Origin of the sequence: Sodalinema sp. (genome assembly GCF_046483825.1) — a bacterium.
In the GTDB taxonomy this organism is placed as follows: Bacteria; Cyanobacteriota; Cyanobacteriia; order Cyanobacteriales; family Geitlerinemataceae; genus Sodalinema.
Genome location: NZ_JAWOCL010000270.1, coordinates 11,639 through 28,637 on the forward strand (window position 1 = coordinate 11,639; position 16,999 = coordinate 28,637).

At 54.4% G+C, this 16,999-nt stretch carries 9 protein-coding genes and 1 pseudogene; 1 reads left to right on the top strand and 9 read right to left on the bottom strand.

Features of this window, described 5'->3' with window-relative positions; all coding sequences use genetic code 11:
* Positions 1-12: 12 nt before the first annotated feature.
* From R6U67_RS17225 to R6U67_RS17245, 5 genes are all read right to left on the bottom strand, one after another.
* Positions 13-4,812 carry a response regulator gene (locus R6U67_RS17225; RefSeq protein WP_410253690.1) on the bottom strand — a complete coding sequence of 1,600 codons (4,800 nt, stop codon included), beginning with the start codon at positions 4,810-4,812 and terminating at the stop codon, positions 13-15.
* Positions 4,813-4,854: 42 nt separating this feature from the next.
* Positions 4,855-8,268, bottom strand: a complete 3,414-nt coding sequence (locus tag R6U67_RS17230; RefSeq protein ID WP_410253691.1) for a methyl-accepting chemotaxis protein — start codon at positions 8,266-8,268, stop codon at positions 4,855-4,857.
* 169 nt (positions 8,269-8,437) lie between these two features.
* The gene (locus tag R6U67_RS17235; RefSeq protein ID WP_410253692.1) at positions 8,438-8,974 is read right to left on the bottom strand and encodes a chemotaxis protein CheW; all 537 of its coding nucleotides are present in this window, start codon (positions 8,972-8,974) and stop codon (positions 8,438-8,440) included.
* Between the two features lie 12 nt (positions 8,975-8,986).
* Positions 8,987-9,352 (bottom strand): response regulator transcription factor, encoded by a 366-nt coding sequence (locus tag R6U67_RS17240; protein WP_068789591.1) that lies wholly within the window; start codon positions 9,350-9,352, stop codon positions 8,987-8,989.
* 694 nt (positions 9,353-10,046) lie between these two features.
* Positions 10,047-11,300, bottom strand: a complete 1,254-nt coding sequence (locus tag R6U67_RS17245; RefSeq protein WP_410253693.1) for a response regulator — start codon at positions 11,298-11,300, stop codon at positions 10,047-10,049.
* A gap of 411 nt (positions 11,301-11,711) precedes the next feature.
* On the opposite strand from R6U67_RS17245, the gene hmpF reads away from it, so the two are divergent.
* Positions 11,712-13,436 carry a pilus motility taxis protein HmpF gene (hmpF, locus tag R6U67_RS17250; protein WP_410253694.1) on the top strand — a complete coding sequence of 575 codons (1,725 nt, stop codon included), beginning with the start codon at positions 11,712-11,714 and terminating at the stop codon, positions 13,434-13,436.
* Between the two features lie 13 nt (positions 13,437-13,449).
* On the opposite strand, the gene tilS is transcribed toward hmpF, so the two are convergent.
* The 4 genes and pseudogenes from tilS to R6U67_RS17270 all read right to left on the bottom strand — a co-directional run.
* Positions 13,450-14,451: a tRNA lysidine(34) synthetase TilS gene (tilS, locus tag R6U67_RS17255; RefSeq protein WP_410253698.1), complete on the bottom strand. Its 1,002-nt coding sequence runs from the start codon at positions 14,449-14,451 to the stop codon at positions 13,450-13,452.
* Positions 14,452-14,578: 127 nt separating this feature from the next.
* Entirely contained in the window at positions 14,579-15,994 is a 1,416-nt protein-coding gene (locus R6U67_RS17260; protein ID WP_410253695.1) for a thioredoxin family protein, read from the bottom strand.
* Positions 15,995-16,145: 151 nt separating this feature from the next.
* Positions 16,146-16,364: a zinc ribbon domain-containing protein gene (locus R6U67_RS17265; RefSeq protein WP_410253696.1), complete on the bottom strand. Its 219-nt coding sequence runs from the start codon at positions 16,362-16,364 to the stop codon at positions 16,146-16,148.
* A gap of 84 nt (positions 16,365-16,448) precedes the next feature.
* A pseudogene (locus R6U67_RS17270) lies at positions 16,449-16,694 on the bottom strand (RRXRR domain-containing protein); the annotation flags it as partial.
* Positions 16,695-16,999: the final 305 nt, after the last annotated feature.

Consider the following 16,999-nt stretch of genomic DNA (forward strand, 5'->3'; position numbering starts at 1 on the left):
GGCGGGAGGAGATCAATCACGGCTGACGGGTTCCGATGCACTCATCAACACCTCACCATTCAGCATTCGCGCCGCCGCATCGAGTAGCACTTCTTCCAAATAGGGTTTCGTGAAATAGCCTCGCGCCCCGAGATCAGCCGCCTTGCGTTTCATTTTCTCCGCCGTTCGTGAGGTCAACATAGCAATCGGCAGATCGGAGAGATACTCATCATGGTACATCCTCTCTAACAATTCCATGCCGTTCATACGAGGCATTTCCATATCGCAGAACACCAGTTCACAGGGTAAGCCCGATCGCAGTTTCTCCCAGGCTTCCTGTCCATCCCGCGCCTGTTCGACTCGATACCCCGACTTCTTGAAGGTCATCGATAATAACTCGCGCACGGTGATCGAGTCGTCCACAATCAACACCAGAGGTTCCGCTTTCTCCGCCTCGACAGCGCCCGTCTCCTGGGCCGCCAACTCTTCGGCGTTCCAGAGGAGACTACTCGAGTCATGGCGAACTCGGCCCATCGACAGATCAATTAACTCCAAAACATCGGCGATGGGAACAATACGTCCATCCCCCATCACCGTCGCCCCAGTAATCCCGGTGGGTTTGGGGATGGGGCCTTCGAGTTGTTTGATGACGATTTCTTGTTCGCCCACAATTTGGTCAACGGAAATGGCCAGATAACTGCCGGCCGATCGCAGAATGACGACGGAAATGGTGTCATCTTCCATATTGGCCCCGTACATCTGCGATCGCCGCGAGGTGCGATTATAGGTAAACAACTCCCGTAGCGGTTGATAGGGAACCTGGCGATCGCGCCATTGCACGAAGGCCCGGCCATCGGATTCGCTAACAATGCGATCCATCGGTAGGTTATCCAACACTTCGCCAACCCCATCCATCGGGAAGGCAATGGGGGCGCGATCGCTAATACAACACAGGGCCTTAGAAATACTCAGGGTTAACGGTAGCCGAATGGTAAAGGTTGTCCCTTTACCGAGGGTTGAATCGGTACTGACAACCCCGCGAATTTCGTTGAGTTTGGTATTGACCACATCCATACCTACACCCCGTCCCGCTAGGTCATCGGCTTTATCGCGGGTACTAAATCCAGGTAACAGCAACAGATCGTAAATATCTAATCTGCTCATGGACTGAGCCTGAGCGGCGGTAATGAGTCCTTTTTGAATCGCCTTATTTTTAACTTTTTCGGTGTCAATCCCCGCCCCATCATCGGCAATGGAAATAATCGTTTGGTTCCCTTGATGGAAGGTGCTGATGGTGATTTGACCCGTCGGCGGTTTGCCCTTGGCTTGCCGTTCTTCGGGGGTTTCAATTCCGTGAGCTATAGCATTATTGACCAAATGTGTCAAGGGGTCAGTCAAATGTTCCAGAATCATCCGGTCAATCAAGGTGTCTCGACCATCGACCTGTAAATCCACCTGCTTCCCGAACTTGAGGGCATTATCGCGGACCCCTCGCGGTAGGCGATCGGCAGCATTGGAAAAGGGAACCATGCGCGATCGCGTCAGGCCCTCTTGCAGTTGCGTCGTAATCTGCCGCAACTGGCGAGTCACTTGGTCATTCTCATCCACCAAGAACTCAATATCTGACGCCGACTCCCGGACCCTGACAATCAGCTCAATAATATCTTGAGCCTGTTCATGGAAGGCCGTAAAGCGATCCATTTCCAAGGCATCATACTCCCCATCTTCATGCTGATTCTGGGACTGAACCTGTCCTTGGGTCACTAAACCCGGATCACTCGAATTTCGCGCCCGCGACTCCGCCGCACTCAAGGACTTGCGGTGCTGACGACTGGCTAACAAGGCCATCTCCAGCAAGGTGCGTTCATAGAGATCCTGCATCCGTTGCCCCACTTCCGTCAGTTGACTCACTTGGTGCAACAAATTATCCAAAAACTGCCGTAACCGCTCCTGATCCTGTTCCAAGCTATTACGGTTCACCACCAATTCCCCAACCAAATTACTGAGATTATCCAGTTGTTTAATGGGAACCCGCATCGTCTGTTCAAACGCCGGGCGCGTGGTCCGTTTCGCTCGCGTTCCGCCCCCACTGGGACGACCGGTTGTGGGCGTGGTCGTCGGGGCGCTGCTGGCGGGTTGCGGGGGGTTTGTCGTCGTTCCAGCACGGCCGCTCCCATCGAGATCGAGGAGATCTTCTAGATCCTTAAACTCATCGGCGGCCCCATCCGCCTCCGTCGCGGCTTCCTGAGAATACCCCTGATCTAAATAGGCTGCCAATTGATCTAACCCATCCTCAGCCAAAAACGGCGGCTCAATCGCCAACAGCACTTGCAACTCAGGAAAATCGCGCTGGATCTCGGGGCCAATCTCGGGGCCAATCTCGGGGCCAATCTGCGACGCCGTATCGATATCCATCGAAGCCGGAGGTGCCGCCTCGGCGTCCGTTGGTTCATCGGTCGAGTCCTCAGCTAAATCAGCTAAATCCTCATCGCCAAAGAAGTCCTCAAGGTCAACGTCAGTCTCCTCAGATGGCTCTATCTCCGCTCTGGCGTCCAGGTGAGCCGGGGTGGGAGTCCCTTCATCCCCCCTTTCGTCATAATTTTCGCCGAGTAAATCATCTAAGGAGAGTTCCTCAAACTGATCGTCTTCAGGGTTAACTCCCTCCCAGTCGTCGAGCCAGTCGTCGAGATCGACGCGGTCGAGATCAAGGCTCTCGTCAGGGGGGGCCGCTTCGGCACTGGCGTCATCGTCGAGGTCAAACTGTAACTCAAACTCAGAATCCAACTGTAACTCAAACTCAGAATCCAACTCGGCCGGCGACGCTTCGGGCATCTCTTCGGGATCTAAATTAAAGGCATCGAGGTCAAAGTCTAAGTTAAAATCCTCATCATCCGAGGCTGGGGTTGGCTCGGATGCTGTGTCAGACTCAAGATCGAACTCCAACTCTCCCAAATCTGACTCATCCGGCGACTCATCCGGCGACTCATCCGGCGACGGCGGCGAGTCTGACTCAGGGGCCAGTTCAGGGGAGGACTCGTCCAACTCATCACCAAAATCGAGAGCATCAAAGTCGAGTTCCTCATCCTCGGAACGGGCGGCGATCGCCTCGGGGTGTGGCGTTTCCTCCGCCTCAAGGTCAAAATCTAATTCAAAGTCAAAGTCTTGCTCTTGGGCTGCATCCTCTGGCGTCGTCTCCTCAACGGCATCTTGAGCGAAAATATCATCAAACTGCAAGTCAGATTCCGCCCCCGATGAACTCCAATTGTCACCATTAGCATGACCAAATAAGGCTTCGAGTTCAGCGGTACTATCATCGCCCAGGCTTAGGGTTGGATCAAGGGATTGGCTTGCGTCATCGTCCCCCTCAAACTCCAGTAAATCCAAGAGATTTGAGGCGGTCTCCGCGTCCTGATCTGACCCCTGGACATCGCTTTCGGGCTTCGTCGTCTCGTCGCCGCCGACGTCGAGGAGATCCTGAAGTTCCTCATCCCCATCGCTGGCCTCGTTGTCATCATCATGGCTGTCATCGTCGAAGAAATCGAGCCGTTCTTCGGGTTCAGCGTTATCGCCGAGATCACCGGCATCCGCGTCCAAGTTCTCGTCGAAGGTTTCGTTGAAGAGATCGTCATCGAGGAAGGCCTCTTCATCGGTGTTGGACTCTGGGTTGGACTCTGGGTCTGAGGGGTCGTCATCGAGGAAGAGGTCGGAGAAGTCGCTATCGTCTTGACTTGGCGGATTGGGGCCAGGTGGATCGCTCATTCCGGAGGGATCGAACTGAGTCATCTCATCCCATTCGTCGAGATCGTCGTTGTCTCCTTCAAAGAGATCCGCCAGACTGCTGAGTTCCGAACCGCCGACTTCGGGACCTCGGGAGGATTTATCGCGTACAGGATGGTCTCTGTGGCTGGGGGAGGACTCAGGTTGGGGCGATTGCGGTTCCCGCACACTTTGCGAACGCCCATCGGCAGGATGATTGATATCCTGGGGCGCTTCTCTCTCTGGAGCTGGGGCCAACTCGGACAGAGCCGGACTGGGGCTGATCTCCGATTCTCGGTTCCCTAGGACGAGTTCTTGTCCCTGCTTGAGATCCTTGATGATGACGGCGGCGAGGCTGGTAAAGGTGTTATCCGTGTTGGCGATCGCCCGTTGGGCTGTTTTGACCAACGTTGTCCAAGCCTCGAGTTCAAACTGTTCTCCGACTTGGGCCAGGAGTTGACAGAGTTGCCGTAGTGATTGGCGAGTTTTTGGGGTATCGGGCTGTTTGAACAGTTGCAGCATCTCCCGCAACCGGGCCAGCACATCGCTGGTCATGATCAGGTGTAGGGCGCTGTCTTCTTCTGATTGCGTTGACAGGGGACTGGTGACCGGCAGCGACGCCTGAGCCGGGGGATTGGCGGGTTCGGGAGGAACGTCACCTCGGGAGAGGCAGTTGATATAGGTAATGAGTTCCTGACAGATGGGATCGACATCAGCGACAACTCGTTCTGAGTCTTGTTCGTTCAGTCCGTCAGGGCTTTGCAGGCGATCGACTAATTCCTGCAAACTATCAAAAATTTGCAAAAATAGGGATTCTAGCCGCTGATCCGTGGCGATGGGATTATCTTTGAGAATTTTGAAACAGTCTTCGAGGCGATGGGACACCGTTTGAATCCCAGGTAACCCCAACATGGCCGCACCTCCTTTAATGGAGTGAGCGGCACGGAAGACCTCGTCGAGCATTTCGCGATCGTCTAGGGTACTGCCGAGATTCAACAGTCCTCGCTCAATCGTGCCGAGGTGATCCCGCGATTCTTCGATGAAGAATCCCATGATTTGTGATTGTTCTGATGCCATGGCTGTTTGGGGGGGTTGCGATAGGTCGCTGCCGCCGGACGATTAGCGTTCGTTGGTTTCGACGCGGAACCGTTCGACGGAGGTGAGCAAGTCACGGGAGACACCGACGAGGTTTTGTAAGGCTCCTGAGACGCGGTGGGCCTCTTGGGAGGTTTCCTGGGCTGTTAACTCGACCGCCTGCATGACTTGCGCGACCGCACGAGAGGTTTCGGTCTGTTCGACGGTGTCGGCGGTAATCGATCGCACCAGGACATCGATACGGTTCGCCACCTGGATAATGTCTTCGAGCGATCGCTTGGCTTGTTCGGCCAGTTTGGTTCCGCCGATGACCTGCTGTTGCCCTTCTTCCATGGCCATCATCACAGACCCGGTTTCACTTTGAATCTGCATGACGATCTGCTCGATTTCTTTCAAGGCTTTGGCCGAGCGATCGGCCAACTGTCGCACCTCGTCGGCAACGATAGCAAAGCCCCGTCCGGCTTCCCCAGCCCGAGCCGCCTCGATGCTGGCGTTGAGGGCCAAGAGGTTCGTCCGCGAGGCAATCCCACTAATGAGGGCGACAATTTTAGAAATTTCTTGGGATGATTCGGCTAAACGCTTGACTTTTCGCGTTGTTTCTGCTACCGTTTCCCGGATTTCGAGGATACTGGCCACGGTCCGTTCCACGGCTTCACCGCCCTTGAGAGCGGTGGCCGAGGCCGAGCGTGCCACTTCTTCGGCTTCTCGGGCGCTTTTGGCCACCTGTTGAATGGAGTTGGTCATCACCTGGACGGAGTTCAGGGTGGCGGCTAACTCTTCGGCTTGGCGTAGGGCATCTGAGGCCAAACTGCGGGCGAAGGATTCACTGTCTGTTGCCCCTTTACTCACCTGACGAGCCGCTTGTTTCACCTGGAGGACGATTTCGCGCAGGTTCTGAATCGTGAGGTTAAACGAGTCAGCCACGGCGCCGAGAACGTCGGCGGTGACTTCGGCGGTAACGGTTAAGTCCCCACGAGCCGCCCCTTCTACGTCGTCGAGGAGGCGAATCACCTGCCGTTGCAAGTCTTCTTTGGCCTGTTCCATCTCCTCGGCGCGTCGTTGGGCTTCGTTGGTGGTGGTGTAAATCACCCGAGCCATTTGGTTGAATTTGGCCGACATTTGCCCGAGTTCATCTTCCGAGACCACGGAGGCCCGCACGCCAAAGTCTCCTTGAGAGACGGCATCGAAGGCGCTTTGTAAATCCACCGTTGTCCGCTTGACTTGAACGGCACTGAGGCGGCCGAGGAACCAGGTGGTTGCGCCTCCGGCTAACCCGGCTGTGAGGGACATCGCCAGGCCGCCGAGTTGCACTTGGGGCAAGAGGCGGCGGCGCACTTCGACGTCAAACCGCTCTGAGGTGGCTAGATAGCGGCTTGAGACATGGCCAATGCCCGCGACGGCGATCGCCGAGAGAATCCCGGCAATCAGGGCCGCAATGACGGGTTTATTTTTGAGGCTGGCGTTTTCGAAAAAGCCCAGGGGTCCCGGTTCGAGGTTGACGGCGGGTTCGACGGCTCCACTCTCGGTTTGGGCGAAGGCGGGGACGCGATCGCTGCTGCTGGCGATGGTAAAGAGTTCTTCGTCCTGGGCGATCGCGCCATCGGTCATGTCGCTGAAGTCCATCGAGGAGGATTCGGTTTGTCCCCGTCGCCCACTTTGCACGTCCATGGTGGCTTCGAGGAAGCCTGAGGTGGTGTTGAATTGGGAGGAGTCGGTGTGGTCTTCACTCTCAAAGTTGGGAATTTCTCCGAGATCATCGAAGTCTTCAAATTCATCGAGGAAATCGACGCTGGAGGCTTGGGGTTGTTCGGTTTCGTCAGCGGTGAATTCGTCGTCGTCGAAGTCTTCGCCGCCGAAGTCGTCGAAGGCGTCAAAGTCAAAGCGATCGCCTCCACCTAACTCGGCATCTGGAGTGACAAAGGTGGGATCATCACTCGAATCGGCTGAGTCATCTTCGGGGGACTCCGCCAATTCGTCAAATTCGTCAAATTCGTCAAATTCGTCCAACTCTGAGTCATCCACACGTCCTGAGATCGGCTGTTCAAAGGACATTTCCTCATCCTCGTCGGCCACATCCGACGGCCAATCGGGTTCATCAAGGTCAAACTCATCGTCGGGGTCAGGATAGTCGGCGATCGCCTCGCGGGTTGAGCGTCCCCCCTGGGGGTCTTCGGGAGGTGACATCAAAAAGGTATCGGCCCCTGACGTGTCGCGATCGGTCTCGCCTCGGTCTGGGCCGCCAAAGCTGCCAAAATCGGCATCGGCTGCATCGGGATCAAATTCCCCAAAGGGAACTGAATTCATTTCATCATCCCAATCCTCATCGGCGTCGAGTCCCGCGCCACTTAAGACTTCAAGTTGCTCGGGATCCGCGCTTTCAAAATCTTCTTCGGCAAAGGAGTCAAATTCCTCGAACGGTTCAGGGAGGTCAACATCATCGAGGTCATCAACCTCTTCAGACGACGGATCTTCCTCTCCAATCAGATCGGGCAAATCATCTTCGGGCAAGAATTCCGGTAAGTCGCCCCATTGACTATCGTCCCCGGTACTCACCGGCATCCCATCCTCTTGAATAAAGGGGTTATCGTCGTCCTCCTCAAGGTCATCTCCGAGGTCGTCTTCCCCTAAGCCACTGTTGGCTACGGTTTCTGCTGTGTCCAGGTCAAATTCCTCGAAGGGGTCTTCCTCGGCTAAGTCATGTTCTAAGCCATTATTCAACTCGTCGCCGTCTTCTTGCCAAGATTCGAGTTCATCGATGGGAGCCGAAGCGTCAAAGGCGAAGGGATTATCGTCTTCATCCTCTAATCCTGCTGAGCTGGCTTCATCGACCGGCTCAGGAGACAGGTCAAATTCACCAAATTCTTCCTCGAACTCGTCCTCCTCTGCGAGTCCTTCACCCACATCTTCCCCTAAGTCGAAGGGGTCAGATTCGCCGGACTCAGGTTGGAACTCTTCGTCAAACTCACCGTCGAGTTCTGAGGGATCCCAGGCGGCGGTTTCATCATCCATCACAGCCGTGGGCGCGTCATCCTCAGCGAACTCATCGAGATCCTCAACGAAGACCTCTTCCTCACTGCCGAAGGCCTGACTCTCATCTAATTCCTCGAACGGCTCAAGGTTGTCAACGTCATCAACGTCATCCTCGCTTGCGCCGCTGCTATCAACATCGACGTGATCGACGTAGGCTAGACCTTGTTGGGCATGGTCATGGAATTCCGCGTCAGCGGTTATTTCAAAGACGCGCTCATATTCACCTCGGGCAATGTCGTAGTCCTGTAGGCCGCAATAAATATGACCTCGAAGCAACCGGGTACTGGGGTCGTTAGGATATTCCGCCACGAGCTGATCCACGAGCGGTGCGGCCGCTTCGTAGTTGCCCTCAATATACGCCTGCTCGGCTCGTTCGTAGTCTTGAGCAAAGTCAATACTTGGTTCCATCTGCCTCCCCCAGGTTTACCGTCAATATGCCTCCTTTCCCGTTCTGTTCACGGAATCGGTCTTCTCGCCAATGGGCAAGGGTCAGATGCTCGCTGTTCGTTGTTCTGAGTCCGCACTGCGATCGAGAATCAACTCTGCTAGCAGCCTCCCATGGCGCTCATTGTAACCCTCAAGCTGCCCACCGTGCTGAGCGCAGAATTGAGACTTGGTCAAGCAGCCGTAGGGTGATGGGTCGTTCGTTTTCTTCAAACACCCATTCCCCGCGTAAAAACGGCGCCACGCCATCAGGAATATCTGTTGGCATTTGCAGTTTCTCCACATCAAGCCACTGCATTTTAACAATCCGTTCAACTGCTAACCCTAGTATAGTGTCTTGGTCTTCGACCGCGATCACGAATATTTCGGCGCGATCGGTGTTTAAGGCCAGCGAATCCCCCAGGAACTGTCCTAAGTCGGCCACCCAGATGACACGCCCTCGCACATTAAAGGTTCCCAATAACAGCGGCGAGACATTGGGCATGGGGGTGATGCGATCGGGAGGGGGGTCGAGGACTTCACGAATCCCGGTGGCAGGAAGTGCCAGTTCTCGTCCCGAGGGAACCTGAAACCTTAGATGTAACTCACCTTCAGGGGTTTCGAGTTCCTGAAACTCTGGGGCGAGATCGTCTTCAGACTGCCCCATCAAAAAATCTGGATTCCCAACCATCAGTCTTGTCCTTTAGCCCCGTAACATTTGCTTGACGGTTCCCACCAGTTCTGTCGGCTGAAAGGGTTTCGCCACATAGGCATCGGCTCCCTGTTTCATGCCCCAGTAGCGATCAAATTCTTCGCCTTTGGACGAACACATCACCACGGGTACGTTCTGGGTTTTCGGATCGGCCTTGAGGCGACGACAGACTTCATAACCATTCATTCGGGGCATGACAATATCGAGGACCACTAAATCGGGGGGATTGCCCTGAATTTTATCCAGGGCTTCCACGCCGTCGGTGGCCTCGATCACGGTTAGTCCGCTCCCTCGCAAAAGGTTCGCAATCATCTCCCGCTGGGTGACACTATCTTCAATAACCAGAACTTTACTCATTTACTTACTTACCTGCTCGCGAATCCTGACCGAACGCTCGCGTCCGAACCCTGACCATTCATCGGGGTAGATTGCTCTGCTGCCTGTTTGAGGTTCGCCATTAACATAACGTTATCAGACCCTTTGGGTTTTGACGGAATCCGCGTCGAGAATCCGTGGCGGTTGTGTCTGAGAACGACTCACGATTTTGACACTCTCACCGCCAACCTTCGGTATAGCGGGAGATTCTTGCTTCTTCTGCTCTTAACTCGGTAACTTCAAAATGAAACTACCCCCGTCAGACCGAATCCACAAGCCTCTGAGTCGAGGCGAAACATGTTTCGCCGCGACTTCCACGAGTTGCCCGACCGCAGAAGGATTTGAATTTTTATTGAGTTGTGGTGACCTTGCTTTTGACAGCTTTAAGTTGGTCGAGACCCGTCACCATTACCTGTTCAAGGGTGATATTTGTCGCGAGGTACTCTCCTGGGGAAGTCAGTCCCTGTAACATCTTACGCGCATTACCGCTTGGTCGATGATACCACAACTGATGAACCCGTTAAGGATGTCCTAAGCGAATGCCAGTTGCTTGGGTGCGATTCATCTCGACACTAAGCCGAAGGCTAGAGTGGGCGTCCTCTTGCGCCATTGATAGACTAGGAGGCCAGCCCCTCTGAAGGCCAGTTTAAGATTCGTTTGAGCTGGCCGTCTTAGCTCAAACCCCCAGCGCTGGATCATCGAGGGAGGCATCGGAGGAGGTGTCGGGGCTATCAACGCCAGGGCCGATATAGGTTTCGAGTAACATCAAGAGTTCTTGTTCGCCAAAGGGTTTGGTGAGATAGTCGGTGGCCCCAACCATGCGCGCTCGCACGCGATCGATAAAGCCGTCGCGGCCCGTGAGCATAATAATCGGCGTTTGCCGAAAGGCCCGAGATTTGCGCAACATGGCACAGATTTCATAGCCGTCGGGTTCAGGCATGGCAATGTCACAGAGGATTAAATCGGGTTTGAGGGGAAACACCAGAGACAGGGCTTTGAGGGAACTGCCGAAGGAGGTAATCTCGTAGCCGTGGGGTTTGAGCATCAACTCGATGGTTTTGCGGATGGTCCGTTCGTCGTCGATGCAGACAATGCGGGGGACGCGAGCGGTGGCGGGACGTAGGCCGGTATCGAGGCGATCGCCCCCATGGGGATCACTGCGCGGAGACAGCATTTGCACCCAGCCGCGTTTGACATAGGGGTGGATGGCCCGGGCGATGGGAACGAGATCCCGGTGCAAATACCGCGACATCTGACGCAGGGAGGTTTTTCCATCACAGAGGCGGTTGAGGGTATTAAAGGCTTTGGGGGGCAGCTCAGCTTTTAATCCCTCTAAGTTGGTCATGGCAGGACGTTGATGAGGAGATTGCAGATGGGGATAAAACTGCTTCCATTCCTGCACCTGTTTGGCGGTTTTGGACAGGGGAGTGGCCATTTCCAGGGTCATCAGTTGAGGGGATAGGGCTGGCCCCATATCGAAAATAAAGGACCCTTGATGAAGGCTGAGCAAATCGAAGAGGGTTTCATGGACCATTTTGCGCAGAATACTCCGACCCTGTTCTGGGGCAATCAGATGATTTTCGAGAAGTTGCCATAAACAGCCATACTCAGGAGCATTGGTGGCTTCAAAGGCTGAGCGCTGAATCTGATCGATGAGGTGATCAAGTTGGTAGTAGCGCAGGTAATCCCGTAATCGAGTCAGGTTGCCATCGGGATTGCCTCCGGCATAGACTAATTGACCGTTGGCGCAAAAGACAAACCAGGAATTTTGAGAGGTGGCCATCTCCCGATGGATATGGGCGGGACTATAGGCACGAGCCGGAGTCGGCGGCGAGCTATAGGTTTCGACGAAAAGTTCTCCGGTGCGCTGACCGAGTTCGATCAGTTGCAGGATACTGCGGATATCAATTTCGTTTAAATTTCCCTGCATGTGGCTTTTAAGCTCGCGGCGTGATCGTCTACTTCATCTTGGCGGGACAACGGCAGTATTTCCCTGTCTGCCAGCCATTGGGTTGTGTCCTCACCGCCTGGAATGATGCTTAACGAGAGTGACATTAACGTGCCATTGTGCCAGATGATTGTGCCAGACGGTGGTACGCGGGTTAGGATAGGGAAAGATTTCAAGTTGTGACCCCATTCCAGTCTACAGGTCACAACGACCACCTGGGGTCACAAAAAGAATTGAGCGATGCTCAGGATGGGTTTCTTAACTCAACCGATCCCGCTGTGGGCAATGGCCCTCACCACAATCTTCAATGATGGTGAGCCAAGATGCCCTAGACTTGATCGTGTCGGGTTCCCTGTCTGGTCTGTACGATAATTCGGGAAAGGAAAAACAAGCGTGCTGTATCTAGCGGAAGTCCTCAAGAAAAGTGGCGTTTTCGGCAGTGGCAAAACGGAGCTAAGACTGTTAGCCAGTCAACGAGGAGAATATAATTGGGTTCCTGTGCCAGGGGATGATGTCGTCCCGGCGGATGATTCTGGGAATTTTAATTCCGGCGCTTTGGTGTTTGCTGATCTCAATGCCAGTAAGCAAGTTCAAGGCAGTCTCAAGGAGGCCAGCGGACAACTGGTTAAGATTTTGCAGAATTTCTCTCGTTTTCAGGAGAAATTTAAGACCCAAGAGGAAGAGATTGAACAGTGGAAGCAGTCTCTGACCTATCAAAGTCAGGAGCTCAATCGCCGCGAGATGGAGATGGAAGCCCACCGGGAAGAGGTGGATAATGTTCAGCAGGAATTAGCACGGTTAGAGGCCAAACAGGGAGAGATTGAGGCGCAGCAGGGGGAAATTGACCGCTTACGTCAGGAGGCGGAACGGTCTCGTCAGGAGCTTGAGGCGGCTTGGACTCAGCTACAAGGGGAACGGGAGGAGTTACAAGGGTCTGGCTCGGTTGATGCGGAGCAGGCCAGTCGTTTACAGCAATGGCTTGACTATCTTGCGGAGGTGATGTTGCAACCCGAGGAGCTTCAGGAGTCTCTGACGCGAATGCAGGAGCAGTTAACGGCTCAGGAGGCTTGGCTAGAAGAACGGATGGCTCAGCTGGAGGACTGGCGCCGTCAGGCTCAGGAGCGTCAGTCTCAGTTGGATGAGGCGGTGCAAGATCTCGATCGCGGCTGGGGAGAGTGGCATCAGTCTCAGCTTGATTTGGCCGGACAACGCACGGAGATGGCGGTTCGTGAGCGTCTGGTTGAGGTCAAGGATGAGCTGTTGCAGGGCTTGCGGACTCAGTTGAGTGGTCTCGATGAGATGGCGACGCAGATGTCATCGCTCAGCAGTGGGGCGGCTCCGACGGCGACTGGGGCGGATGTGGATTTGTCGGAACTTGAACGAATGCCGTTGAATAATCTTCAGGAGCGGGTTCGTGAGTTACAAAATGAGCTGGAGACGGGAATGCGTCTGGTGATTGATGAGCAGGAGGAGTTGATGTTACAACGCCTGGATCTCAATGAGTTGGAGGCGAAGGTGGCCCGGGCCAGTGGCGGCGATCGCACCTCCTTAGAAGCTGAGTTAGCCGATTTACAGGAAAGTTACGGTTTCCTCAATGACACTCTGGTGGGACAACGACGCAGTCTCCGGGAACGCGAACGCATTATGAATCAACATCAAAGTGTGTTGTGGCGGCGGTTGGGAAATCCCCCGGAACCGGTGAGTTCTGGGGGAACGGTGGATGTTAGTCCGGTGCTATCTCGCCTGAGCGATCAGCAACAACGTCTTCAGCAACAGGTGCAAACACTCGAGGGTGAGTTGGAAACCCTACGCCGGGAATTAGAGGCGTTACGGGGTCAGGTTGAGCAACAGGCGGCGGCGGATGAGGCCCAGCTTCAGGATCTCAAGGATCGCGATCGCCAACTTCGGGAGCAACGCGCTGAAATTGCCCAAACTTGGGGCCGGGTGAATGCGTATCAGGAACTCCTTGATGCTCTACGCGATCGCCTAACGCATCTGAAGGATACGACTGATCCCCTCTCGGGTTCCCTAGAGCATTTACAAGAATTGGCTGACTCTCAACAAAATGCGGTGACGCAACTGCAAGAGGTGGTGGGCCATTTGACGGCGGCGGAGTAGAGGCTAGGACCCATCAATCGCCGTCAAGCCAGTGAATCCAAGGATGGCTGACGCGGGCGATCGCTCCTCCGGGAAAGGGATCGCTCTGAGTCCGGTTGGGAGCATTGATGAGAGCGTGCAGTTTCTCGACCTGGGCAAAGCTGGGATCGCGCTGAAGTCGGGATTTGAGATAGAAACGTAGGGCGCGTCGTTGCAAGGCGAGGGGCGCGTCTTGCAATGAACAACGGTTTAAGGCTTTCTCATCTAAGGCTTTCTCATCTAAAGCTTTCTCATCTAAGGCTTGTTCTAAAAGTTGTTGAGCCTGTTGGTTGAGATAGGCCACATCGGCCCGCAATAGTTCGGCGGTTTGGGCTAGATTAGCACTGACTTGGGGGTGAAACTGTTGTTCGAGGTAGGGCAACAGCTCTAAACGTAAGCGGTTGCGGGCATAGTTGCGGTTCTCGTTGCTCGAATCCCACCAAATCGGGAGTTGTTGCTGTTGGCAAAATTCCCCGGTTTGTTGACGGGAGATTTCGAGTAGAGGACGGGTTAAGGTGAGTTGGGGACTGAGCGATCGCTGCCAAGATAGGGCCTGTAATCCATCAGCGCCTGCACCGCGAATTAGGTTGTACAGGAGAGTTTCGGCGCGATCGCTCTGGGTATGTCCTGTGAGTAGCTGTTGATACTGGCCACTCTCGGCCATCTCTTGCAAGACCTGATAACGCCACTGACGGGCGGCGGCTTCACCCGAGAGAGGTGTTTGGGCCACTCGCTGCATGAAGGGACAATGCCACTGCCCCGCGAGTTCCGCCACGGCGGCGGCGTTAGCGGCCGAGTCATCACGCCAGCGATGGTCACAATGAGCGATGGCCACCGTCCAATCCCATTTAGGCTGTAAATCCAGGATAATTCGGGCTAAACATAAGGAGTCTTGTCCTCCAGACACGGCAATCAGGAGGCGATCGCCCTTGGACAACAATCGCCGTCGTCTCAGGGTTCCGTGAATTTGGGCATGAAGGGGACTCCAGGGGGACATCGGGAGATTGTGAATTAGAGGCAAGAGGCGAAAGGCAAGAGGCGAAAGGCAAGCCCTCTCCTCGGGAGGAGGGACTAGGGGTGGGTTGTGCCTTCTTCTTCCCTGTTGCGAAGTTCCCTTCGTTCGCCTAACCCATCATCAGTAGTTGGGGGTTGAAAATCATGATCAGCCCAAAAAATAGCATAAAGACACCGCCGAGGAGTTTGAGGACTCGTCCTTGGGATTCCGTGACACGGGCCGAGCGAAACGAGAAAATGAAGGTTAGCAAAATTCCAAACAGGGGAATCGTGTAGATCACCGTGTAGATAGCCGTCCAGCCTAAACTACAGGCACTCCAGCCCGCCTGGCAAACCCCAAACAAGCGAGTGAAGTAGATCATTGGTAGGATGGCGGTGCAACCAAACTCTAAGGTGTTCACCACGACGGAGAGGACGATGGTTCCTCCTAGGGCCGCCGCAAACAGACGGCGATCGCCTCGGGCCGCTTGTAAGGAACGGACAATGGCGGCGGATTTCTGGGTGATGAGTTTCTGCTGTTTTTCCGAGAGGGATAGGGAAAACAATTTCTTGAAGAAAAAGAAATCCTTAATGTTAATTAAGGCCGCCAGCGTAATAATGACCCCCAGGCCAACTGTAATCACTGCCCCATAGCGTTCTAGGAAAATCGCACCCACGGTAATCATCAAGATGATGGAGATGAAATATATGACCCCGGAGGTGATGACAAAGGTGGTTCCTACCAGGGCCATGTCGCGGCGGTTTTTGGTGTAGGTGAGTAGGGAGAGTAAAATCGCTAAAACCGTGAAGGCACAGGGGTTAAAGCCATCGACAAAGGCGATGGTGAAGACAAAGAGGGGAAAGGGGAGTTGATCGGCAAATTGACGGACAATCCCTTCAGGGGTGAGGGCGACGAAGGCGAAGAGGCTGATAATGACGGTTAGAACTAGCCCTCCTGTCCAGAAACGGCGGGATTCGGGCCGGGTGAGGCGAGATTGGAGGAGGGGATAGCTGGCCGCATAGAGTCCGGGAAGGGCAAATAGCCACCAGGGAACGCTTCTAGGAGCGGGATCTGAGGTCTGGGTGAGGCTGATTTCAATGCCGGCTTCGGTTTCGATCGCGGCGATAATTTGGTTCCGGTAGCCGATATAGCCTTGATAGGCGTTTTGATACTGTAGGGGGCCGTCGTCTTCGCTATAGCCGACGAAGGAGCGATCGCCGATGAAGGTTCGGGGAATTGCGCCGGAGGTGATATCGTAGCGTTCTCGGAACTCTTGCCAAATTTCTGGAGATTCTTCGACTTCGTAGGACCAGAGTTTGACTTGGGGATAGGTATCGTCGATGTAGTGCATCAACGGTTCTTGTTGGCGACAGTAGGGACAGGTGAGGCTATGGAAAAAATACACCTCGGTGACGGTGTCGCTGATGTTCGGCGGTTGGGCGATCGCCGGAATGCTACGGGTGACGAGACTCAGCAGCAACGTCAGGGCCAGCACAAGTGAGAAGACGAGGCGGGAACGACGGGGATGGAGAGGATTCAAGGTCATAACAGATCTCCTAATGGGGAGAAACTCCGGCATCACCATTCTTTCTGTGAATGGCTTTGCAGTATTTGTGGCTGATGCCTGCCACTCGTTTAGAGGCGGTGTTGACATCCTCCCACGCTAATTCAAAGAATATAGCGTGGGATTCCCACCATCACTGATGGGGTTTCCTCTTTCCACGACTCGACTTACCTTGAGGAGTTTCCCCACCAAGGCAGAGGTCGATATCTCCAGAGGCGTTAATTCCCGTATGCCCTACGGTACACAATCCTAATTCAAGGATGTTAATAGCTGCGTTATGGTCTCTGTCAGCAACAAATCCACAATGGGGACAGCGGTGGGTTCTTGGTAAGATCAAAACGACCAGACGCACGGCAGAGAACCTGTCCTACAGGGGTGATTTTGCCTGCCTGAGAAGACGATTCAGTCCATCAGGCAGGCCCGATAAAACATCTCGGATGATTCGCTCCCCTTGCTTCAGGGCAATTCCAGTGACTTTAGAGCCTGGGTCTAATTTGAGTTCGAGCGGTTCAGGATTAGCATCGACCTCCTTGTTGAGAATAATCTTGTTGAGAATAATGGTGGATGGGTAGCGTCGAAATACCGAGGCTTTCCCCGCGTTGAGCAGTGACCGTGTGACCCCTGGCTGGCACGGTGTCAGCGGCTTGCGGTTGGGATCTAAAACGAACACATGGTTAGACATTGTTGCGTCTCTTCTGATGGCTCGTAACGTTGGCTTCGCTAATGTTCAGAGTCGGTACTTTCCAAATCGCACTGTCTTAACCCCTTAAAACTGTTTAACGATTCGGTTCTAGTGCCTGGAACTAGCACGCATTCCAGGGTAGGAACGTTAACTCTTACTCTGAACGTAGCCCGTTAAGGCTTAAGCTGGTCAGCTACCTGAAGGGGAGGGCACGAAGCCCCCGTGCTTCAGCCGGGGGTGCTGACGGTGTGACGTCTGCCGTCATTGGGTTTGGCAAGGTTGGCCAAGATCTGACCGATCGTGCG